Source organism: Bradyrhizobium sp. 40, from assembly GCF_023100925.1.
Lineage (GTDB): Bacteria > Pseudomonadota > Alphaproteobacteria > Rhizobiales > Xanthobacteraceae > Bradyrhizobium.
Window position 1 is genome coordinate 4,086,868 of the sequence record NZ_CP064688.1, and the last position, 19,754, is coordinate 4,106,621.

General features: G+C 64.2%; 21 protein-coding genes. 11 read left to right on the forward strand and 10 right to left on the reverse strand.

All coding sequences use genetic code 11. The features are described from left to right. Nucleotides 1-15 precede the first annotated feature (15 nt). Complete coding sequence (locus IVB40_RS19955) at nt 16-498, reverse strand: tautomerase enzyme (protein ID WP_247816079.1); 483 nt, start codon at nt 496-498, stop codon at nt 16-18. Nucleotides 499-601: 103 nt separating this feature from the next. Here IVB40_RS19955 and IVB40_RS19960 point away from each other — a divergent pair, with 103 nt between their 5' ends. From IVB40_RS19960 to IVB40_RS19970, 3 genes are all read left to right on the forward strand, one after another. Next, the gene (locus IVB40_RS19960; protein ID WP_027569760.1) at nt 602-1,210 is read left to right on the forward strand and encodes a helix-turn-helix domain-containing protein; all 609 of its coding nucleotides are present in this window, start codon (nt 602-604) and stop codon (nt 1,208-1,210) included. A 15-nt stretch (nt 1,211-1,225) separates the two neighbouring features. Then, a complete protein-coding gene (locus IVB40_RS19965) occupies nt 1,226-2,011 on the forward strand; it encodes a fumarylacetoacetate hydrolase family protein (protein WP_247816080.1) in 786 nt (261 codons plus the stop codon). 110 nt (nt 2,012-2,121) lie between these two features. Then, nucleotides 2,122-4,203: a methyl-accepting chemotaxis protein gene (locus IVB40_RS19970; RefSeq protein ID WP_247816081.1), complete on the forward strand. Its 2,082-nt coding sequence runs from the start codon at nt 2,122-2,124 to the stop codon at nt 4,201-4,203. A gap of 35 nt (nt 4,204-4,238) precedes the next feature. On the opposite strand, the gene IVB40_RS19975 is transcribed toward IVB40_RS19970, so the two are convergent. Together IVB40_RS19975 and IVB40_RS19980 are read right to left on the reverse strand one after the other, a co-directional pair. Further along, nucleotides 4,239-4,829 carry an NADPH-dependent FMN reductase gene (locus IVB40_RS19975; RefSeq protein WP_247408527.1) on the reverse strand — a complete coding sequence of 197 codons (591 nt, stop codon included), beginning with the start codon at nt 4,827-4,829 and terminating at the stop codon, nt 4,239-4,241. Nucleotides 4,830-4,879: 50 nt separating this feature from the next. Continuing rightward, nucleotides 4,880-5,827: a helix-turn-helix domain-containing protein gene (locus IVB40_RS19980; RefSeq protein WP_247463138.1), complete on the reverse strand. Its 948-nt coding sequence runs from the start codon at nt 5,825-5,827 to the stop codon at nt 4,880-4,882. A 300-nt stretch (nt 5,828-6,127) separates the two neighbouring features. Here IVB40_RS19980 and IVB40_RS19985 point away from each other — a divergent pair, with 300 nt between their 5' ends. Genes IVB40_RS19985 through IVB40_RS19995 form a run of 3 tightly spaced genes read left to right on the forward strand, consistent with a single transcriptional unit; the run spans nt 6,128 to nt 8,723 of the window. Further along, nucleotides 6,128-7,234 carry a DUF2336 domain-containing protein gene (locus IVB40_RS19985; protein ID WP_247461759.1) on the forward strand — a complete coding sequence of 369 codons (1,107 nt, stop codon included), beginning with the start codon at nt 6,128-6,130 and terminating at the stop codon, nt 7,232-7,234. After that, the gene (locus tag IVB40_RS19990; protein ID WP_007591767.1) at nt 7,231-7,551 is read left to right on the forward strand and encodes a PilZ domain-containing protein; all 321 of its coding nucleotides are present in this window, start codon (nt 7,231-7,233) and stop codon (nt 7,549-7,551) included. Before IVB40_RS19985 ends, IVB40_RS19990 begins: the two co-directional genes overlap by 4 nt. 50 nt (nt 7,552-7,601) lie before the next feature. Then, entirely contained in the window at nt 7,602-8,723 is a 1,122-nt protein-coding gene (locus IVB40_RS19995; protein WP_247461757.1) for an HD domain-containing phosphohydrolase, read from the forward strand. A gap of 26 nt (nt 8,724-8,749) precedes the next feature. On the opposite strand, the gene IVB40_RS20000 is transcribed toward IVB40_RS19995, so the two are convergent. Together IVB40_RS20000 and IVB40_RS20005 are read right to left on the reverse strand one after the other, a co-directional pair. Then, a complete protein-coding gene (locus IVB40_RS20000; protein ID WP_018456356.1) occupies nt 8,750-8,953 on the reverse strand; it encodes a hypothetical protein in 204 nt (67 codons plus the stop codon). A 132-nt stretch (nt 8,954-9,085) separates the two neighbouring features. Next, on the reverse strand, nt 9,086-9,763 hold the full coding sequence (locus IVB40_RS20005; RefSeq protein WP_247408519.1) for a nitroreductase: 678 nt from the start codon (nt 9,761-9,763) through the stop codon (nt 9,086-9,088). A 121-nt stretch (nt 9,764-9,884) separates the two neighbouring features. Here IVB40_RS20005 and IVB40_RS20010 point away from each other — a divergent pair, with 121 nt between their 5' ends. Further along, nucleotides 9,885-10,847, forward strand: coding sequence for an alpha/beta hydrolase (locus tag IVB40_RS20010; RefSeq protein WP_247816082.1), 963 nt, complete (start codon nt 9,885-9,887; stop codon nt 10,845-10,847). Between the two features lie 46 nt (nt 10,848-10,893). Here IVB40_RS20010 and IVB40_RS20015 read toward each other — a convergent pair whose 3' ends face one another. Continuing rightward, the gene (locus IVB40_RS20015) at nt 10,894-11,265 is read right to left on the reverse strand and encodes a nuclear transport factor 2 family protein (RefSeq protein ID WP_247816083.1); all 372 of its coding nucleotides are present in this window, start codon (nt 11,263-11,265) and stop codon (nt 10,894-10,896) included. A 100-nt stretch (nt 11,266-11,365) separates the two neighbouring features. Between IVB40_RS20015 and IVB40_RS20020 the strand changes: the two genes are divergently transcribed. Then, entirely contained in the window at nt 11,366-11,929 is a 564-nt protein-coding gene (locus IVB40_RS20020) for a TetR/AcrR family transcriptional regulator (protein ID WP_027569750.1), read from the forward strand. Nucleotides 11,930-11,944: 15 nt separating this feature from the next. On the opposite strand, the gene IVB40_RS20025 is transcribed toward IVB40_RS20020, so the two are convergent. Then, nucleotides 11,945-12,409, reverse strand: a complete 465-nt coding sequence (locus IVB40_RS20025; protein WP_247816084.1) for a cupin domain-containing protein — start codon at nt 12,407-12,409, stop codon at nt 11,945-11,947. A 204-nt stretch (nt 12,410-12,613) separates the two neighbouring features. Here IVB40_RS20025 and IVB40_RS20030 point away from each other — a divergent pair, with 204 nt between their 5' ends. Continuing rightward, the gene (locus IVB40_RS20030) at nt 12,614-12,862 is read left to right on the forward strand and encodes a hypothetical protein (RefSeq protein WP_035962662.1); all 249 of its coding nucleotides are present in this window, start codon (nt 12,614-12,616) and stop codon (nt 12,860-12,862) included. 282 nt (nt 12,863-13,144) lie between these two features. Continuing rightward, nucleotides 13,145-14,197: a type II asparaginase gene (locus tag IVB40_RS20035; protein WP_051462938.1), complete on the forward strand. Its 1,053-nt coding sequence runs from the start codon at nt 13,145-13,147 to the stop codon at nt 14,195-14,197. Between the two features lie 14 nt (nt 14,198-14,211). Here the strand turns inward: IVB40_RS20035 and IVB40_RS20040 are convergent, their stop codons facing one another. Next, a complete protein-coding gene (locus IVB40_RS20040; protein ID WP_247816085.1) occupies nt 14,212-15,087 on the reverse strand; it encodes an MBL fold metallo-hydrolase in 876 nt (291 codons plus the stop codon). Nucleotides 15,088-15,269: 182 nt separating this feature from the next. On the opposite strand from IVB40_RS20040, the gene IVB40_RS20045 reads away from it, so the two are divergent. After that, nucleotides 15,270-16,238, forward strand: a complete 969-nt coding sequence (locus IVB40_RS20045) for a glycerophosphodiester phosphodiesterase family protein (RefSeq protein ID WP_247819564.1) — start codon at nt 15,270-15,272, stop codon at nt 16,236-16,238. Here IVB40_RS20045 and IVB40_RS20050 read toward each other — a convergent pair. Both IVB40_RS20050 and IVB40_RS20055 read right to left on the reverse strand, forming a co-directional pair. Beyond that, the gene (locus IVB40_RS20050) at nt 16,235-17,857 is read right to left on the reverse strand and encodes an ABC-F family ATP-binding cassette domain-containing protein (RefSeq protein ID WP_204511036.1); all 1,623 of its coding nucleotides are present in this window, start codon (nt 17,855-17,857) and stop codon (nt 16,235-16,237) included. The two genes, IVB40_RS20045 and IVB40_RS20050, sit on opposite strands and share 4 nt — an antisense overlap. A 121-nt stretch (nt 17,858-17,978) precedes the next feature. Continuing rightward, nucleotides 17,979-19,586, reverse strand: a complete 1,608-nt coding sequence (locus IVB40_RS20055) for a multicopper oxidase family protein (protein WP_247816086.1) — start codon at nt 19,584-19,586, stop codon at nt 17,979-17,981. Between the last annotated feature and the right edge of the window lie 168 nt (nt 19,587-19,754).

Below are 19,754 nucleotides of genomic sequence, written 5' to 3' on the forward strand. Positions count from 1 at the left end.
TAGTCGGTGGGCAAATCAGGCCGGCGGCTGAATTGCCGCGCGGATAGCCTCGATCCGCTGCGGCGTGAACACACCGGAATCCAGGAGCTGGAGGATCGAGAGCACGCCGCCGCGCGATCCCCAGCTTCCCTCCTCGATGATCTCGAAATTGACCCACCAGGTTGGCGCAGGCGCCTGCATGCCGCAGGCCTCCGCAAGCCGCGCCAGCACATTGCGGATCACCTCCGCTCGCACCTCGGCAGGCCAAGCTGCGTTCATCACCGCGATATTGACGGTCATCACGTCGCGCGGCGTTTCCTGGTCGGACAGGAGCCGGCCGCCAATCGCCATGCAGTCGGCTTGCAGGTCATGGAAATGCACCTGAAAGCCCATTCGCGCCGCCGGCACATGCTGGCCGATCTCGGGCGCGAGCACGGCGTCGGTCAGGCTTTCGGCGAGGCAGCGGCGCTGCGCCAGTCCGAGCCGGCCGGCAGGTGCGGTCACGGTGATGATGGTCAACCTATTTCTTTCTGCGATTATGACGTACATCATAATCGCAGTGCCGCTTGCCTATGTCAATCGTCATAGTCTAGATGAAGCACAGCCAGCTGCGGAAGTTCCGATGACCACCACGCGCGACAAGATGATCGCCGGCGCCGCCGACCTGATGAGCCGGCGCGGCGTCAACGCCACCAGCATGCGCGACGTCGTCCGCCATACGGCGACGCCACGCGGCTCGATCAGTCACCACTTCCCCGGCGGCAAGCAGCAGATGATCGCCGAGGCCGTAACCTTTGCCGGCAAGCAGGTGTCGATTCCCCTGGAGAGGGCCATGAACGAACGCGGCGTGATCGGTGGCTTGCGAGCTTTCGTCGCATCCTGGCGCCGCCAGCTGGAAGCGACCGGCTTCGAGGCCGGCTGCCCCGTGCTCGCGGTCGCCGTCGACCGCTATGTCGGAGAAGCCTCCGACAGGGACGACGAGACGGCGCAGCAGCACCTGCTCGATCTTGCCGACGGCGTGTTCGCCGATTGGCGACAGATCATGCGCTCAGCCCTCCTGCGCGAGGGAGTGGCCGCCGAACGCGCGGAGCGGCTTGCAACGCTGGTCGTCGCCTCGATCGAAGGCACGGTCGCAATGTGCCGTGCAAATCGCAGCGCCGACGCGCTCGATCAGGTGCAAGAGGAGCTGGAGACGGTCCTGTCCTCCGCCCTCGCCCGCACACCAGGATAGAATGGAGACGCACCGATGGATCTCTCCCGACAACGCGAGCTCGCCCGCCATCTCGCCGATTTGCGCCGCGAGGGCCGGCAGCAAAGCGGCCTCGAGCAACGGCTGGTGCCACCGGATGCCGACACGGCGTACCGCATCGCGCAGATGGTGGAAGAAGAATTGGGCTGGGACGTCGTCGGCTGGAAGATCGCCGGCATGAAGCCCGGGCTCCAGCGCCAGCTTGGCATTTCCACGCCGATCTATGGGCGGGTGTTCGCGCCACTGATCAAGACCTCGCCCGCGAGCGTGGAACACGTCAAACAATGCAGTCCGATTCCGGAGGTCGAGTACCAGGCCCGGCTCGGCGCCGACCTGCCGCCGCGCGCGAAGCCCTATATGGTGGAAGAGATCGGCGATGCGGTCGCTTCGCTGCATCCCGGCATCGAGCTCGCGGAATGCCGCTTCGTCCACGACGCGGCGTTTCCCCCGATGCCCGCAATCATGGCCGACGGCTCCGGATCGGGAACGATCGTGCTTGGAGAGCCCATCGCGGACTGGCGCAAACGCGACATTGCCAATCAGGAGGTCGTCCTGAACTGCAACGACGCCGAGAGGCGCCGCGGCAGCGCTGCAGAGGCGATCGATCATCCGCTGGTGCCGCTCGCCTGGCTCGCCAATGAGCTGTCACGAACCGGCATCGGCCTCAAGGCCGGCCAGACCATCTCCACCGGCACGCTGACGGGCATGCTGCGGCCGAAGCGGGGCGAGACTTACGTCGCCGATTTCGGTCCGCTCGGAACCGTAAGCGCGACCTACGCCTAGACGGACAGACTCAGCGCGCGGCTGCCGCGGCCACCAGCGTAAACCCGGGATTAAGATCGCCTGCCTATGGTCCGTGCAATAATTTCCCGCGCCAGTTGCCGGACAGAATCATGAAAATCGGTACGCTCCTGACCACCGCCATCGTCTCGCTCTCGACAGTGGGCGGCGGCCTCGCCGTCTACGTCGCCGTGACGAAATACCAGACCATGGAGCGGATCACCGAGGCCCAGGGGCGGCTGGCGATCGTTCGCGCCGTCAGCGACATCCCACGCTACCTCAATCCCGAGCGCGGCTTTTCCACCAACATCCTCTATGGCCCTCCCGCCGTCGACCCGGCGCTGCTTGCCGAGCAGGACAAGCTGCGCAAGCAGACCGATGCCGCCCGCGACAGGATGAACGCGCTGCGCAAGGACCTGCCCGGCCCGTTCGACGACGGCAACACCACCGGCGGCAACATCGACGCCGTCAATTCGAAGTTCACCGCGCTGCGCGAGGCCATCGACAAGGCGATGTCGGGCCCGCCGGAGGCGCGCAAGGACGCGGCCAAGAAGATCGTCGCCGACAACGCCGTGCTCAACGCCGGCGTGACCGCGCTGCTCAACGAGCAGGTCCGCCGCATGGCGATCCTCAACGGCGATGCCTACCGGCAGGCCAGCTACGCCAACATCGCCATGACATTGCGCGACGTGGGCGGCTTCAACTCCAGCCTGCACAAGAATCTCGTCGGGGGCAAAAAGCCGGCGACCGATACCGAGAAGGCCGAGATCAGCCGCTCGCAGGGCCGCAACGACCAGATCGTGATGTCGCTGCTGGAGTTGCGCGGCAATCCCGCAACGCCGGCGAACGTCGCCGCCGCACTGGAGAAATTCAACGCGATCTATATCGACGAGTTCGGCCGCGAGCTCAAGCTGGTCAAGGAGGGTGCGGTCAGCGGCAAGTACGAACACGACATGGACACCTATTACACCGCCACGCAGCGCGGCCTCAGCACCATCATCGACGTCCGCGATGCCTTCTACGACAACGCGGAGCAGATTCTCGCCGGTGCATCCACTGCCGCCCATACCAGCTTCACCATCGCACTCGCGGGCCTGCTCGCCGTGCTGATCGCCAGCGCCGGCCTCATCGTCACGGTCCGCCGCCGCGTCTGCGCGCCGATCGTCAACCTGACCACGCGGATGTCGCGGCTCGCCGACGGCGAGGTCACGGAAGAGATTCCCGGCGCCGAGCGTTCCGATGAAATCGGCGCCATGGCCGCGGCCGTCCGGGTCTTCAAGGACAACATGATCCGGGCCGACAGCCTTGCGGCGGAGAAGCAGGCCGAGAACGACGGCAAGATGCGCCGCGCACAGGCGCTCGACGGGATCACCCGCGCGTTCGAAGCCAAGGTCACCGAACTCGTCGGCGGACTGTCCCGCGCGTCATCCACCATGGAAAGCACGGCGCAGTCGATGACCTCGACGGCGGCCCAGACCAACAGCCAGGCCGCGGTCGTTGCCGCCGCCTCACAGCAGACATCGAGCAACGTCCAGACCGTCGCGAGCGCCACCGAAGAGCTGACCTCTTCGATCTCGGAGATCGGCCGTCAAGTGGCCCAGTCTACCGAGATCGCGGCCCGCGCCGTCGACAACGCCCGCCGCACCGGCGACACCGCCCGAGCGCTGGCCGAGGGCGCACAGAAGATCGGCGACGTCGTCACGCTGATCCAGAGCATCGCCGAGCAGACCAATTTGCTGGCGCTCAACGCGACGATCGAGGCCGCCCGCGCCGGCGACGCCGGCCGCGGTTTTGCGGTGGTTGCTGCCGAAGTGAAATCGCTGGCGGGCCAGACCGCCAAGGCCACCACCGAAATCTCCGAGCAAATTTCGGCGATCCAGGCCGCGAGCGACGAGACCGTGACGGCGATCCGCAACGTTGCCGACGTCATCGGCGAGATCGACCAGATCGGCACCGCCATTGCGGCCGCGATCGAGGAACAGGGCTCGGCGACAAAGGAGATCGCCCGCAGCGTCCAGGAGGCCGCGCGCGGCACCCAGGAGGTCAACACCAACATATCAGGCGTGCAGCGCGCCGCCGACGATACCGGCACGGCCGCAAGAGAGGTGCTGGGCGCAGCCGAGCAGCTCTCGACCCAGTCACGCGATCTCGCCGGACAGTTCGACCGCTTCCTCGGTGAGGTCAGGGCTGCGTAAGCGCGGCAAACGCGCAGCTTCGTAGTCCGAGACCGTCAGTAAGGCGGTGCCTTGCGCGCCCGCTGCGCCTTGGCGGCCTCGATCCACCAGGCGAGATCGTCGGCGAAGCGCGGGAATGAACGTTCGAGCGCCTTGCCGCCCTCGCCGATCGGTTCGCCAGCTTCCGACAGCGTCTGTGCGATCGGGCCGACGCCGATGGTGCTCGACACCACCACCATGCCCATCTCCGACAACGTCCCATGCCAGGCGGTTGAGGCACGCGCGCCGGACAGGCGGCCGGCCGAATAGCTCACGATCGCGGCCGGACGCCAGAACCACTCCTCGAGGAAGTGGTCGGTGAGGTTTTTCAGGCCCGGCTGGATGCCCCAATTGTATTCGCCAGTGACGAAGACGAAACCGTCCGCGCCGCGGATCTCTCCGGCCAGCTTCTCCAGCGCCTCGGGTGCGGAGCCCTTGGGATATTCCTTGTACATGCGATCGAGCATCGGCAGGCCGATCGCCTTGGCATCGATGAACACGGCGTCGTCGCCGCGGGCGCGCAGGCGATCGATGACGAAATTCGCAAGGCGGATGCCCATGCGGTCGGAACGGTAGGAACCGTAGAGGACGAGGATGCGATTGCTCATGGGCGGCAGTCTAGCACGGATCAGCAAGCCGGCCTCAACGTTTTGACGCGCTAGGTTCGCCGTCCGCGCTCGAGCGTTTGCGACGGTGTCTCGCCGAACTGGTCGCGATAGCTTCTGGAGAAGTCGCCGAAATGCCAGAACCCGAACGCCAGCGCGACGGCCTTGACGCTGTCGGCACCGGCGAGCAGCCGCTGGCGCACCAGCCACAGCCGCCGCAGACGTAGATAGCGGTGCAGGCTCATGCCGCGATAGCGGCGGACGACGTCGTGCATGGTGCGAACCGGCAGGCCAAGCTTGCGCGCGATCTCGGCGCTGTAGATGGGCTGAGAGAGGTCGTCGGAAAGCAGCGCGCGGATGTCCTGAAAGACCTTGAAGTTCCGCTCGTCATTGGGGTGCAGGGTCCATCGCGCGGGACCCATATTTTGGAAAATTGCGTCCACGGCGCTGAGCAGGGTCTCCTTCATGGCGGCCGACTTCAGCGGCACGTCGGGCGCGTCGACCGGCTCCGACGCGGCTGTCAACACCTCCCGAACCACAACGCGGAGCCGGTTCAAGCCCGCGGCGGTCGTTTCGAAGATCTTGAAGCAGAGGGCTGCTTGTGGCCAGCCGCGATCCGTCACCTCCGGCCTGAACACCACCGAGGCGATTTCCCGCTGAACCTCCTCGACGGTGGTGTAGGCCGCGCCGCCGCTGCCGATGACGATGACGGGTCGCGCGCGCTGCGTGCCGTTAAATCGAACCGGCACGTCCAAATCATCCATCGTGAATCCGATAGCGGTGCAATTCTCGACAAGCTGTGCGTCGACGACCCGCGGAAATGCCCGCGTCAAATTCACGTCGCAGCCGGGCAGCGACAGAATGGTCTGCTCGGCCGAAATCCTCCGTACGAAAGGCGTGAACTCGAAGTTCAGGCCCCGTATGGCATTTCGAAATTCATCGACGTCAGAGAAACGAAATACCTTTGGCGCCAGCGTCGGCGCATCATCAATTCTGTTCATGGCAATGTGAAACTTCGCGTCGCAACAAACGCGCGTCCGGCGACAATGCCGACCCAACTTCCCGTTCCGGTGTCCCCTCAGTCTGAAAGAATCACTTCGAACTATGCCGACCAGTTGGCGAGCGTCGAAGTCCAAGGACAACCCGGCGCATCAAATCTCGCCAATTTTCGATAGCGTTTCCTGCCGTGCCAGCGGTGCACCAATACCCAAACGGTCGAAAGCAACATTTCATATTAACCTCTGTCGAGCGGAATGAGCGCTGTTCGATAGTCAAAATCAATTTTGAGTCAGGCCCCTGCCATGATGGCAAATTCGCCTGCTGCTATTCTCGCTGAATTGGAAGAGGTGGTCGCAACGTGCCCACCGCACCGTTGCGCACGCATTCTCACCGGCATGGTGCAGTTGCTCATTGGCAGCCAGGACCAGTGCCGGGAATTGCTCAGCAACGTGGTCGACGGTGTTCTGCTGCGATTGACGGAACGGGTCGAGGCCAGCGCACTGGTTCAGCTCAGCACGGCGCTCGCCGAGCTTGACGTGGCGCCTCCCGAAACATTGTGGCGTCTCGCCTCACACGACGATCCCGACGTGGCGTGTCCGGTCCTGCTCAAATCGCAGGCGCTCTCCGCGGCAGACCTCGAGGCTGTCATTGACTCCCGTGGCGAGCGGCATCGACGCGCAATCGCCGCCCGCAGCGAGATCGCGCCGACCGTGACCGAGGCGCTGATCAAGCACGGCGGCCCGATCTGCCTTGCCCTGATCAAGAACCCGGGAACGAAATTCTCCGACGCAGCCTATGCAGCGCTGATTGCCAAGGCTGACCATGACGGCGAGATCGCGAAGGCGCTGGTGCTCCGGCCCGGCACGCCCGACCTGGTCGTGCGCAAGCTGCTCTCCGCCCCACCAGCCCGGAAGGCACCGGCCACACCCAACCCGCCCGCCGCGGCGCCGGTGCCGGAAGCGGAGCCGGCTCCGCCAAAGCGGCCTTGCAGGGCCGACTACGCAAGCGCGAGGCCGGAGATCGTCGTCCTCAACCGCATCGGCAAGCTCAACGATTCCACGGTGAACCGTTTTGCGATCCGCGGCGAGACGGCCAATTTGTTCACGGCGCTGTCGGTGCTTTCAGGGGCGCCGCTCGAGATCATCGAGCGTGTCGTGAGCGACGACGATTGCGAAGGGCTGGTCATGGCGTGCCGGGCTTCGCGGCTGAACTGGCAGACCACCCTTACCATCCTGAGCAACCGCGGCGGGAAAAGGCTCTCCTTTGCCGAGCGCGAGCGCGCGCAACGCATCTTCGAGACGCTGCTTCTGTCCACCAGCCAATGGGCAGTGCGATGGGGAGAAATAGCAGCAAGCGCCAACACGCGCGATCCGGTAGATCGCGGCTCGAAGATGGTGGTTAATCGATGAAGTTCGACGGTCGCAAAGCGCAGCGCGTAAAAATGGATCACAAGCAGCCGGTCAATCTGATGGGCTCGGACGGCACGTGGCGGCGCAGTTGCGTTCTGCTCGACATATCGCAAAGCGGTGCGAAGATCGAAGTTGAGGGCACGCTCGACGTGCTGCGGGCAAAGGAATTCTTCCTGCTGCTATCGTCGACGGGGCTCGCCTACCGGCGCTGCGAATTGGTCTGGATCGACGGCACCACCGCCGGCGTGCACTTCGTCACCGCAGACGGAAAGAGGAAACCGGCAGCCGCCGCGCAGACTGCCGCTCAGAGCAAATAGCCCCAAGGATTCAATAGCCCCAATTAACTCCAGCATGATTCAGGTCAACCGTGCAGAACGCGCGAATTATATCCCGCCCCGTCAAAGGCGACGGCGGCATCCGAGAGAAGGAAGCGGCACGCCGGTTCGTGCATGTGCTGGCTGATTCCTCGGACAAATTGTCGAGCGTCTGTTCGATTCTCGAGCAGCAGTTTGCCGTCGCAGGCGAACGGCTCGACGCGGAAGCCAAGCTGTCCGAGGTGCCGTTCGCGATCGTGATCCGTGCGGAATTGCGTGAGGTCCGCACCATTGCGGCCATCAAGAAACGAGCCGTAAAGCTCGCGAAGGCAACGAAACGCATCTTCCTGGTCGAGCACTCCTCTCACATGAGTATCTCGCAGGCGTACGCGCTCGGGGCCACGCTCGTCCTTCCCGGGACGATCGACAAGATCAAGCTGCTGGCAGCGCTGGCTCATCCCGCCGAAGAGGCGTCTGGTTCCTCAGGTCACGCGCCGCAGCCGGACAACGCCGTCGAGACCGCGGCGATCGCCATCGCGTCGATGTTCACGGCTGTCACGCTCGGCGAGCCTGTCGACGTCGACGGCACGAAGGAAGCCGGCCGCCAGATCGCCGATCGCATCACCCAGCATGGCCTGTCGGAGTGGCTCACAACGGTGCGGCGCCATCACGAGGGGACCTATCAGCATTGCCTCCTCGTCACCGGCGTCGCCATCGACTTCGGCCTGAGCCTTGGCGTCGGCAGGCCAGATCTGGAGCGGCTATACACGGCGGCCATGTTCCACGACATCGGCAAAGCCCGGATTCCGCTTGCCATCCTCGACAAGCCCGGCCGTCTCGATCCGGAGGAACGTGCCATAATCGAGACGCACCCGGTGGCGGGCTACGATTTTCTGAAAGACCACGACAATATCTCGCCAGAGATCCTTGATGCCGTGCGGCATCATCACGAATTTCTCGACGGCAGCGGCTACCCGGATGCGCTTTGCGCCGGGAACATCGGTGATGTCGTGCGCATCCTGACGATCGCGGACATCTTCGCTGCCCTGATCGAGCACCGGCACTACAAGCCGACGATGCCGCGGGCAGAGGCTTATAACATTCTCTGCGGAATGAGTGGAAAGCTGGAAAAGGCACTGCTGACCGCGTTCAGACAGGTCGCGCTCACGAGATGAGCGCAGCAACCCGTCTCGACCCCGGTCTAGTGCGCGGCGCGATGTCTGGTGCGGCGCGGAACGGTCCGGCACGCGAGCCCTTCGGCCAGCAGCTTCATGTCCTCGTGCCGGCCGCTGCGGATCAGCCGGCCGAACTCTTCGGGTGTGAAAGGAAGACTTGGATCATCATCGATCGGACGCCGCACTCGCGGGCCGAAGAACCGTCGAACCAGGCTAGCGAGCCGCCGCATGTCAATTCCCTCGCGCCAGCATCAAACCTTTCAGTCCGTACATTGTTCCTCCTGCACGATCGAGATTGCAAGAGGCCGCCAAGCGGTCCGCACCAAAAAAATTCGGCGAGAGAATAATCTCCTCTGCCTGCGCTACTCGGCGAATCCGACGTAGCGCACGAAATCGTCGTTGCCCTCGCGATCGGAGCGAACGGCGTTCGCGGCAAAGTTGTCGTCGGGATAGCCCATCGCGACGCAGGTCATGATCACCTCGTCCTCCGGAATGTTCGCGACCTCGCGCACGATGTCGGAGCGCATGATGCCCTGCCCGTTGATCACCGAACCGAGCCCGCGGTCCCAGGCCGCGAGCACGATGCCGTAGCAGAGCGCGCCCAGGTCGAAATGGCAGACCGCGCCGGGATCGAGCACGCGGTCATAGGTCAAGACCAGCGAGACCGGCGCGTCGAACTGGCGGAAGCCGCGCAGCACCCAGTCCTGGCGCATCGGCTTGTCGTCGCGCGCGATCCCCATCGCGCCGAACAGTTTCTTGGCGACGTCGACCTGCCGCGTCCGGTGCACACCCTGGTACTCGCCGTGGCTGACGATGTCGCGCTTGACCTTGGCGCCGCCAACCATTTCCTCCATGTTGCGTCGGCGCAGCTGTTCCAGCGGACTGCCTGTGAGCACGTGGACATGCCAGGGCTGGGTGTTCATCGATGACGGCGCACGCTTGGCGCTGTCGATGATCGCCTCGATCACCGCGCGCGGCACCGGCTCGTTCCTGAAGCCGCGCACGCTGCGGCGCGACTGGACCAGCGTTTCGAATTCCACCTCAAGACCTCCCTGCCCGTTCATTCCCTGACATTGCCACATGCGAGCGGTTGCCGATGCGGCGCGCCATATCTATGCTAACCCGCAAGCAAGACCAATAACCCTGCGAGGATCCGCCAACATGGCCGCACCGCTCGATCCCGTCATCGCCCAGATCATTCCGCTGCTGCCGATGCGCGATGCCACCACGATGACGCCACAGAGCGCCCGCGATTCCTTGCGCGCACTGGCTGCCTCGCGCGCGGCCATACCGCCGCCACCCGTCGACACTGTCGCGGATATCAAGGTGAAAGGCGGCGCCGGACCGCTCGATGCACGTGTCTACCGGGTCGGCACCATGTCGGCGCCGACCGTGGTGTTCTTCCATGGCGGCGGCTGGGTCGCTGGCGACCTCGAGACCCACGACCGGCAGGCCCGCAACCTTGCGATCGAGACCGGCGCCGTCGTCGTCTCCGTCGACTATCGCCGCCCGCCCGAAACGCGCTTTCCCGGCGCGTTCGAGGACGCCTTTGCCGCGGTCAGCGACGTGTTTGGCCGCGTCGCGGAATTTGGCGGCGATGCAAAACGCCTCGGTGTTGCCGGCGACAGCGCCGGCGGCAATCTCGCCGCCACCACTGCGATCGCCTGTCGCGACGCCGGCATCAAGCTCGCTGCGCAACTCCTGGTCTACCCCGTGACCGACGTCCTCGGCAGTTATGCGGACGCGCGCGAGAACGCACGCTTTCCCTCGCGCGCAGAGAATGCCGAGGGCTACTTTCTTTCACGCGCCGTGATGGAGTGGTTTTGCGGCCATTATCTCGCCGATCCCTCGCATGCGACCGACTGGCGCGTTTCACCGCTGCGCGCGAATTCGCTTGCCGGCGTCGCGCCCGCGATCGTCACCACCGCCTGGTTCGATCCCCTGCGCGACGAAGGTGCCGCCTATGCGCGCGCGCTGGAGGCCGCCGGCGTGCCGGTGAAGCACCATGAAGGCCCCGGCCTGATCCACGGCTATTTTGGTCTCGGCGACGCCTCCGAGGTGGCGCGAGCCGAAGCGCGGCGCGCACGCGCGGACTTCAAGGCGCTTCTCGCGCGCGGCGCCTGAGGGCGATATCGGGAGCGGCAGGATCGGCCGCCACGCCGGCCGGCGTTCAGGCCTTGGGAGCGGGCACCTCGAAGAAGCCCGTCGCCTGAACGAGCCGGCCGTCGCCGCCGAAGCGGCCGAAACTCTCACCCGTGACGAACACGCGACCGGCGCCATCATACATAGTCCAGCGAAAAAGCCCCTGCTCGTGGTGTTCGAGGAAGCTGTCGTTCCTGAAATGCGCGCCAGGAAACTTGAGCTGGGTTTGACCGATGCGCGCCATCAAGGCGTCGCGTCCATCAATCTGAGAGCCCGGATCGGTATACACGCAGTCCGCGGCGACGCTTTGCTCGAGCAGCCGACGCCGCTCGTCCTCATCGACGGGTCCCCACGCCGCCTGATAGGTGTTCCAGGTCTTCAGTCGCGCTTCATCGTTCATCTCGCAGACCCTCTCATGGCTTCATGCTGTTCCGGCAGATTGACAATTATTGTTCTTTTGTCAATATGACGGAGGTTCAATTCCGACGCCGGTGAGGCTCATGGCTCGTTCCAGCATTTCGAAAGAGGAGCTCGCGATCGAGGCTGCGACGGAGGTCTTCTCCCGCTACGGCCATGCCCGTACGACGATGGGCGATATCGCCGCCAAGGCGGGCATGTCGCGGCCGGCGCTCTATTTGCTCTTCCCCGACAAGGATGCCGTGTTCGCGGCGGTGATCCAGAGAATGGACGAGCAGAAGCATCGCGACATTAAGGCCGCAATCGCGCGTCTCGACGGTCTCCATGCCAAGCTGCTCCACGCCTGCAAATCCTGGGGATCCCATGGCTTCGACCTGATCGAGGCGCATCCCGATTCAGCAGATCTGTTCGACCTCCGTTTCCCGGCAGTCCGAAACGTCTACGACAACTTCCAGTCTTTGGTCGCCGACCTCATCCGCGATCAGGTGAAGGCCGCTGCGATAGCGGACGAGCCGGAAGTACTGGCGCGATGCCTGGTGTTCGGCATGCGGGGGCTGCGCGAAACCGCCAGGACCGGCAAGGAGATGCGGCGGCTGATCGCCGTTCAGGTCACCATGCTCGTCAGAAGCATCGATGACAGCGTTTGAGCTGCGAACAGCCGCCTATCTCCCCACCCGTTGCGCGTCGGTGTGCCCCCACGTCTGGTCCCAATCCTGACCGGCGGCATCGACGACGCGGCCGTCGGCTTCGAAGAACTTGTTCGGCACCTGGAAGATCGCCAGGATCAGGGCGCCTTCCGGGCACCAGGCGGCATGCCGGCTGCCGGCCTCGCGCCAGATGAATTCGCCGGCCTTGCAGGCAATCCCCTTGGCCGGTCCCTCGTTGTCGACGAGAGCGCCCTCGATGACATAACTCTGCTCGACGCCGACATGCTCGTGATCGGGCAGCACCGAGCCCGGCGCAAAGCGCATCAAGGCCGTCATCAGACCGCTGCTGCGATCGAACAGCAGCGTCTTGGCCTCGCAGCCGGGAAAGCGCGTCTTCTGCCATTCCATCTCTTGCGGCCGAACCAGGTGAGAATGCCGGTCAGCAGCGGCATCCGGCATGTTCGCAATCAGGGTCTCCATCACGATGCTCCCTTCGGCTAAACCCGCCCGAAGCTAGCAGCATCGCCCGTCCCGGTCAGCGAGCAGTGCAGCAGGCCGTCGGCCCTTTCGCACCCGCGCTCGAAAAATCGCCAGGAAGACCGGATGGCAGGCGCTCATGCAGCTTGATTGCGCCACGATTCCCGGCTCCAATCCGCGCGCCATTTCTGGTTTAGGGAGACAATCATGATGAAGCGGATTTTCCTGGCTGCGATCGTTGCCACGTTTGCGGCGGGTTCGGCCTTCGCGGAGGACACCTGCGAAAGCAAGGCCGTCGGGAAGGACGGCAAGGCCCTGGCTGGTGCCGCCAAGACCTCGTTCATGAAGAAGTGCAAGGCCGACGCCTGCGCGCCCAAGGCCGTCAGCGCCGAGGGCAAGCCGCTCGCCGGCGCCGCCAAGAACAGCTTTATGAAGAAGTGCGAAGTCGGCGCCTGACCGCTGCGACTTTGGTGCTCATTTGGCGAGCAACAGTTCCACAAACTCGTCATGCCCGGGCTTGTCCCGGGCATCCACGTTTTTGTCTCTGAATAACAGAGGCAAAGACCGTTTGCCTCTTCTCGCACGCGCCGAGCGCGCAGAGCAAAATCGTCGCCTAGACAGAGTGCCTCGGCTAGCGGAACATGCAGCGCTGAGCGAACCGGGGCGCACCAACGAATCTTCCAGCAAAGGGTGGTCGAGATGTTGCAGTTTCGAGTGCGTGATTACACGATGGCGATAATGAGCGTGCTCTTCGCGTTGCTCATCAGTTTTGACGTCGCGCATGCAAGGGGCCCGGGACTGCCCAACGTCATGGTGCTCGCAACCGGCGGCACGATCGCCGGCAGCGGGGCGAGCAGCACCACCGTGGTCGGCTACACCGCCGCCACGGTTGGCATAGAGACGCTCCTGAACGCCGTCCCCGAGCTGAAAACGGTGGCCAACGTCAAGGGCGAGCAGGTTTTCCAGATCGCCAGCGAGAACATGAACAATGACTACTGGCTCAAGCTCGCCAAGCGCGTCAACACGCTGCTCGCGCAGGACGACGTCGATGGCATTGTGATCACGCACGGGACCGATACGATCGAGGAAACCAGCTATTTCCTGGACCTCGTCGTCAAGAGCAAGAAACCTGTCGTCGTCGTCGGCGCGATGCGGCCGTCGACCGCGATCAGCGCGGATGGGCCAATCAACCTCTTCAATGCGGTGATCCTCGCAGGCAGCGACGAGGCCGTCGGCAAGGGCGTGCTCGTTGCTCTCAACGATCAGATCAACGCGGCTCGCGATGTGACCAAGAACAACACCTCGACGGCAGACACCTTCCGCACGCCTGAACTCGGCTTTCTCGGCTACATGCAGGGCAACAAGCCGTTCTTCTATCGTCAATCGACGCGGCGGCACACCGCGGACTCCGAATTCGACGTCTCCAGCCTCGATGTCCTGCCGCAAGTCGACATTGTCTACGGCTACGCCAACATGAACCGGGTCGCGATCGACGCGTTTGTCGCCGCCGGTGCCAAGGGGATCGTGCATGCCGGCGTCGGTGACGGCAGCCTGGCTCGTCCCGCGGTCGAACCGGCCCTCGACGAGGCCCGCAAGAAGGGCGTCGTGATCGTGCGCAGCAGCCGTGTCGGCAACGGCATCGTCGCACGCAATGGCGAGGCCAAGGATGACGAACACGACTTCGTCGTCTCGGATACGCTCAATCCTCAAAAGGCGCGTATTCTGCTGATGCTGGCGCTAACCAAGACGACCGACACCAAGGAAATCCAGCGGATGTTCTTCACTTACTAGACCGTCCGGTCGCCCTACTCCCGCTTGAAACGGTAGTCGAAGGCGGCGCCGAACGGCTTGATCAGCCCGACCGTCGGCGCCGGGAAATGAATCGGCAGGATCAGCGTGTCGGTGTCGACGACGGAAGCAAAAAACTTCCGCCGCGACACCGCCGACTGCTTCGCATCCCAATCCGGCTTGGCCGACCAGTCCGGCTCGCGGCACTGGATCTGGTGATGCATGAGATCGCCGGCCACCACCGCGCGCTGGCCCTTCGAGAAGATGTTCACGCAGCAATGACAGGGCGAATGCCCCGGCGTCGGCGTCAGCGTGACGGTGTCGTCGAGCGCGTAATCGTCATCGACCAGCAGTGCCTGTCCGCCCTCGACGATCGGCAGGCAGTTGTCGCGAAACACGGTACCGGGCGGGTTGCTGCCCTTGGCGTGCTCGGCCTCCCAGGCCGCATATTCCCCCTTGTGGAAGACGTATTTCGCATTCGGAAAAGTCGGCACCCAGCGGCCGTCGCGTAAGGTCGTATTCCAGCCGGTATGGTCGATATGAAGATGCGTGCAGAAGACGTAATCGATCTGCTCGAAGCCGATGCCGAGCGCGAACAGCTCGTTGCGCCAGCGCTCCTTGCCCGGAAAATCGAACGGCGGCGGATGGCCCTTGTCCTCGCCGGTGCAGGTATCGACCAGGATGGTGTAGCGCGGCGTGCGCACCACGAAGGTCTGATAGGTGATCACCATCATGCCGCGCGCGGCGTCGAACACCTCCGGCTCCATCGTCGGCAGATGGTGCTTGAACACACCCTCGTCATAGGCCGGGAAAAAATCCTGCGGCCGCCGCCACGGCCCCTCCCGCTCGATCACCGCATCGATGGTGATGTCGCCGATCCGCAGCTGCTTCATGCGCGTTCCACCCCAGCTTTTAAAGCAGCGTAGCGGGCGGCATCGGACCGTTCAAGCCGGAAGGCGCAGAGCCGTCCCCTTGCGTGACGATTGCCGCAAATCAACCCCAAACGCCGCCGACGGTGATCACGGAATTGGGGGAAGAATCGGTGGGCACGAAACTGAGAGTCGCGACGGCAGCCATGATCGCCGTCGCCGCGGGCGTCTACGTCAACAACACGAGTCTGCTGGCGCCTCGTCGTGACGGCAAGCCAGTGCTGCTTGCCCATCGCGGCATGGCGCAGCGCTTCGATGAGCGCGATGTGAAGAACGACACCTGCACCGCCGCACAAATGTTGCCGCCGACACACGACTATCTGGAGAACACTGTTCGCTCGATGCGGGCAAGCTTCGACGCCGGCGCGGATGTGGCCGAGCTCGACGTGCACCCGACCACCGACGGCGAGTTTGCCGTCTTCCACGACTGGACGCTCGATTGCCGCACCGACGGCCACGGCGTGACGCGCGAGCAAAGCATGGCGAGGCTGAAGCTGCTCGACATCGGCTATGGTTACACCGCCGACGGCGGCAAGACATTTCCGTTTCGCGGCAAAGGCATCGGGATGATGCCGAAATTGTCGGAAGTGTTCGCCGCCTTCCCTGACAGGAAGCTGCTCATCAACGTGAAGAGCCGCGACGCATACGAAGGCGAGAAACTTGCCACGGTGTTGAACGCGCTGCCGGCCGAGCGCCGCCGGACGATCATGGTTTATGGCGGCGACGAGCCCATCGACATGATCCGTCGCCTTACCCCGGAAGTTCGCACGATCTCGCGCGCGGCAATCCGAAGCTGCCTGATCGGCTATATCGGCTACGGCTGGACCGGCTTGGTGCCGGCAGCCTGTCGGAACGCGATGGTGCTGGTGCCGATCAATATCGTGCCCTTTCTATGGGGCTGGCCTGACCGCTTCCTCGCGCGCATGGAGGGCGCGAACAGCGCAGTGTTCGTGCTCGGTCCCTACAGTGGAGGCGAGTTCTCCACCGGCATCGATACGCCCGAGCTCTTCGCCCGGCTCCCGCAAGGCTATTCCGGCGGGATCTGGACCAACGAGATCGAGGCGATCGCCGCGATCGCGGGCAAGGGCAAGGGCAAGGGAAAGAGCAAGAACTAGCTCCGCAATCCCGGCGCTTCCTGCCCCGTGCGCGCGACATATTCGGTGTAGCCGCCGCCGAACTGGTGGATGCCCTCGGGCGTCAGCTCCAGCACGCGGTTCGACAGGACGCTGAGAAAATGCCGGTCATGCGAGACGAACAGCATGGTGCCCTCGAAATCCGACAGCGCCGTGATCAGCATCTCCTTGGTGGCGAGATCGAGATGGTTGGTCGGCTCGTCCAGCACGAGGAAGTTCGGCGGATCGAACAGCATCTTCGCCATCACCAGGCGCGCCTTCTCGCCGCCCGAGAGCACGCGGCAGCGCTTCTCGACGTCGTCGCCGGAGAAGCCGAAGCAGCCGGCGAGCGCGCGCAGGGAGCCCTGCCCCGCGGTCGGAAACGCGTATTCGAGTGACTCGAACACCGTCTGCTCGCCATCGAGCAAATCCATCGCGTGCTGGGCGAAATAGCCCATCTTGACGCTGCCGCCGACCGCGACCGTGCCCTCGTCCGGCTCGCTCGCACCGGCGACGAGCTTGAGCAGCGTCGATTTGCCGGCGCCGTTGACGCCCATCACGCACCAGCGTTCTCGGCGGCGGATCATGAAATCGAGCCCGTCATAGATGCGCTTGCTGCCGTAGCCCTTGAACACCTTCTTGAGCGCAACGACGTCCTCGCCCGACCGCGGCGCCGGCGGAAAGTCGAATGCCACCGTCTGGCGACGGCGCGGCGGCTCGACCCGCTCGATCTTGTCGAGCTTCTTGACCCGGCTCTGGACCTGAGCCGCATGAGAGGCGCGCGCCTTGAAACGCTCGATGAACTTGATCTCCTTGGCGAGCATGGCCTGCTGGCGCTCGAACTGCGCCTGCTGCTGCTTCTCGCTCAGCGCCCGCTGCTGCTCGTAGAACTCGTAATTGCCGGCGTAGGTGGTGAGCGAGCCGGAATCGATCTCGACCACTTTGGAGATCACGCGGTTGATGAACTCGCGATCGTGCGAGGTCATCAGCAACGTGCCTTCGTAATCGTGCAAGAACTTCTCGAGCCAGATCAGGCTTTCGAGATCGAGATGGTTGCTCGGCTCGTCGAGCAGCATGACGTCGGGCCGCATCAAGAGGATGCGGGCGAGCGCCACGCGCATCTTCCAGCCACCGGAGAGCTTGCCGACGTCGCCGTCCATCATCTCCTGGCTGAAGCCGAGGCCGGACAGCGCCTCGCGCGCGCGGCCGTCGAGCGCATAGCCGTCGAGCTCCTCGAACGCGTGCTGCACCTCGCCGTAGCGCGCGATGATCTCGTCCATCTGGTCGGCCTTGTCGGGATCGGCCATCGCGGTCTCGAGCTCGCGCAGCTCGGCCGCCACCGCACTCACCGGCCCCGCCCCGTCCATGACCTCGGCCACGGCGCTGCGGCCGGCCATCTCACCGACGTCCTGGTTGAAATAGCCGATGGTGATGCCGCGGTCGGTCGAGACCTGCCCCTCGTCGGGCAGTTCCTCGCCGGCGATCATCCGGAATAGCGTGGTCTTGCCCGCACCGTTCGGGCCAACGAGGCCGATCTTCTCGCCCTTGTTGAGGGCGGCGGAGGCTTCGATGAACAGGATCTGGTGGCCGGCTTGCTTGCTGACGTTGTCGAGGCGGATCATGGGGTCTTTTTGGGGGATTGTTGCGTTGCAGCGTCATAGGCCATGCCGGCCGCCAGGGGAAGCCCGGCCGGACCCGGATCAGCCCCGCGCGCCGCCGAATTCGCGCAATTCGACCCGCAGCTTAGGCCTTGTAGACCTCCACGGTCTGCATCATGCCCATCTCCTCATGGTTCATCATGTGGCAGTGGAGCATGTAGACGCCGGTGAAATCGATGAAGCGCGAGCGGAACACGACCTGGCCGCCCTTGCGCTCCACGATCACGGAATCTCGCCATTCCGGCACCGCCAGCGCCTTGCCATTGGCCGAGATCACCTGGAACGGGTTGGTGTGGATGTGGAACACGTGGTCGTCATGCTCATGGGTGTTGACGATGGTCCACTCCTCGACCGCACCCAGCTTGACCCGCTGATCGATACGGCCAGGGTCGAACTTCTTGCCGTCGACGAAGAACTCGAATTCCTGCCAATGGCCGGCGGCATCGGCCTCCGGCGCGGTCGCCGACAGCACCACCTTGCGACGGTTGGTGATCTCGGAATCCTTGATGGTCGCGAGCGGCGCCGGCGGCAGGGCCCGCGGCAGCTTCATGTCCATCGGCGCGCCTGAGACCACGACCCGCGCCAGCGGTCCCACTGGCGAAGGATGGCCCTGGTCGTACTGCGCCGCGTTGAAGGCGTAGGTGCCGGGGCTCCCTGCCTTGACCAGAATGTCCGCGCGCTGGCCAGGCGCGATCAGGACCTGCTTGAGCGGCTGCATGGCGCCGAGCTGGATGCCGTCATAGGCGATCGCTTGCAGATCGTGCTTCTCCAGGTCGAGCAGCATGTCGTCCTGATAGGCGGCATTGAGGATGCGCCAGCGCTGCACCTCGCCGGGCCGCATCTCGATCATTGGCCGGCGCTGGCCGTTAATGGCGAGAAAGCGCGTCGCGGTCTCGGGAAACAGCGTCTCGAAATTCTCGACCATGCCGCTGGCATCGTAGACCACCTGGGTCAGCACCATGAGGCGTTCGCGGGCGGTCGCGATCTCTGGAATTTCGGCGAAATCGCCTTCGATGACGACGGCGCCGACCATGCCGGAGGACATCTGGATGTCGGCGCTGCCGTGGTGATGTGGGTGATACCAGTAGGTGCCCCTGGTGTGATCGGCCGGCAGCGTGATTTCGATGTTGTAGCTGCGGCCCGGCGCCATCGAGCGCATGACGTTGTCGGAAATCCCGCTCGGGCTGGTGTGCGCGCCGTGGAAATGGAAATTGGTGTTGTTGAACTGGTGCGGATGACTGATGTCGGCCGGCAATCCATCGCGGTTCGGCGGCAAATCGTTGATCATCTTGATGCGCAGCGTATCGCCGGGCTTCATGCGCAAGGTCGGGCCGGGGCTGCCGCCCTCATAGGACCTGACATAGAGCCGGACGCCGCCGATCTGGCGATAGGCATAGCCGACGCGCAAGGTCGTGCTCAGCACGCCATTGACGGACCGCCGCACCTCGGGCTCGATCAGCGGCTGGTCCATGGCGGGAACGGGCGTATCAGCGATCATTCCCATGGTCGGCGACATGTCCGCGGTGTGGGACGTGCCTGCATGGTCGTGCACGGCGTGCTGGGCATTCGCTGCACCTGCGAACAGCGACAACGCGCCCGCTTTGAGACCGCAATCCAGCAATTGGCGGCGCGACAATGTCGTCGTGCCCATGGTGCTGGTGACTGAAGACGCACCGTTCGGATCGTGCTGCATTTGAATCGCGCCCCCTGTTGCCGGACCGTCTTCCGTTCGATTCGATTTCAAAGCAAGCACGAAACCACAATTCGATCTGCGAGCGCACGACATTCAGCGGTTGTAAACCTTCTCACCCGTTCTATCGTCGCATGATGCATCGTGACGGATTCGCGCTGGCGCTGACCT

Coding starts and splice junctions, on each gene's coding strand:
- IVB40_RS19960 (WP_027569760.1), top strand. CDS start 602: ATGACCACCACGCGCGACAAGATGATCGCCGGCGCCGCCGACCTGATG.
- IVB40_RS19965 (WP_247816080.1), top strand. CDS start 1,226: ATGGATCTCTCCCGACAACGCGAGCTCGCCCGCCATCTCGCCGATTTG.
- IVB40_RS19970 (WP_247816081.1), top strand. CDS start 2,122: ATGAAAATCGGTACGCTCCTGACCACCGCCATCGTCTCGCTCTCGACA.
- IVB40_RS19975 (WP_247408527.1), bottom strand. CDS start 4,829: ATGAGCAATCGCATCCTCGTCCTCTACGGTTCCTACCGTTCCGACCGC.
- IVB40_RS19980 (WP_247463138.1), bottom strand. CDS start 5,827: ATGAACAGAATTGATGATGCGCCGACGCTGGCGCCAAAGGTATTTCGT.
- IVB40_RS19985 (WP_247461759.1), top strand. CDS start 6,128: ATGATGGCAAATTCGCCTGCTGCTATTCTCGCTGAATTGGAAGAGGTG.
- IVB40_RS19990 (WP_007591767.1), top strand. CDS start 7,231: ATGAAGTTCGACGGTCGCAAAGCGCAGCGCGTAAAAATGGATCACAAG.
- IVB40_RS20000 (WP_018456356.1), bottom strand. CDS start 8,953: ATGCGGCGGCTCGCTAGCCTGGTTCGACGGTTCTTCGGCCCGCGAGTG.
- IVB40_RS20010 (WP_247816082.1), top strand. CDS start 9,885: ATGGCCGCACCGCTCGATCCCGTCATCGCCCAGATCATTCCGCTGCTG.
- IVB40_RS20015 (WP_247816083.1), bottom strand. CDS start 11,265: ATGAACGATGAAGCGCGACTGAAGACCTGGAACACCTATCAGGCGGCG.
- IVB40_RS20020 (WP_027569750.1), top strand. CDS start 11,366: ATGGCTCGTTCCAGCATTTCGAAAGAGGAGCTCGCGATCGAGGCTGCG.
- IVB40_RS20025 (WP_247816084.1), bottom strand. CDS start 12,409: ATGGAGACCCTGATTGCGAACATGCCGGATGCCGCTGCTGACCGGCAT.
- IVB40_RS20030 (WP_035962662.1), top strand. CDS start 12,614: ATGATGAAGCGGATTTTCCTGGCTGCGATCGTTGCCACGTTTGCGGCG.
- IVB40_RS20035 (WP_051462938.1), top strand. CDS start 13,145: ATGAGCGTGCTCTTCGCGTTGCTCATCAGTTTTGACGTCGCGCATGCA.
- IVB40_RS20040 (WP_247816085.1), bottom strand. CDS start 15,087: ATGAAGCAGCTGCGGATCGGCGACATCACCATCGATGCGGTGATCGAG.
- IVB40_RS20045 (WP_247819564.1), top strand. CDS start 15,270: ATGATCGCCGTCGCCGCGGGCGTCTACGTCAACAACACGAGTCTGCTG.
- IVB40_RS20050 (WP_204511036.1), bottom strand. CDS start 17,857: ATGATCCGCCTCGACAACGTCAGCAAGCAAGCCGGCCACCAGATCCTG.
- IVB40_RS20055 (WP_247816086.1), bottom strand. CDS start 19,586: ATGCAGCACGATCCGAACGGTGCGTCTTCAGTCACCAGCACCATGGGC.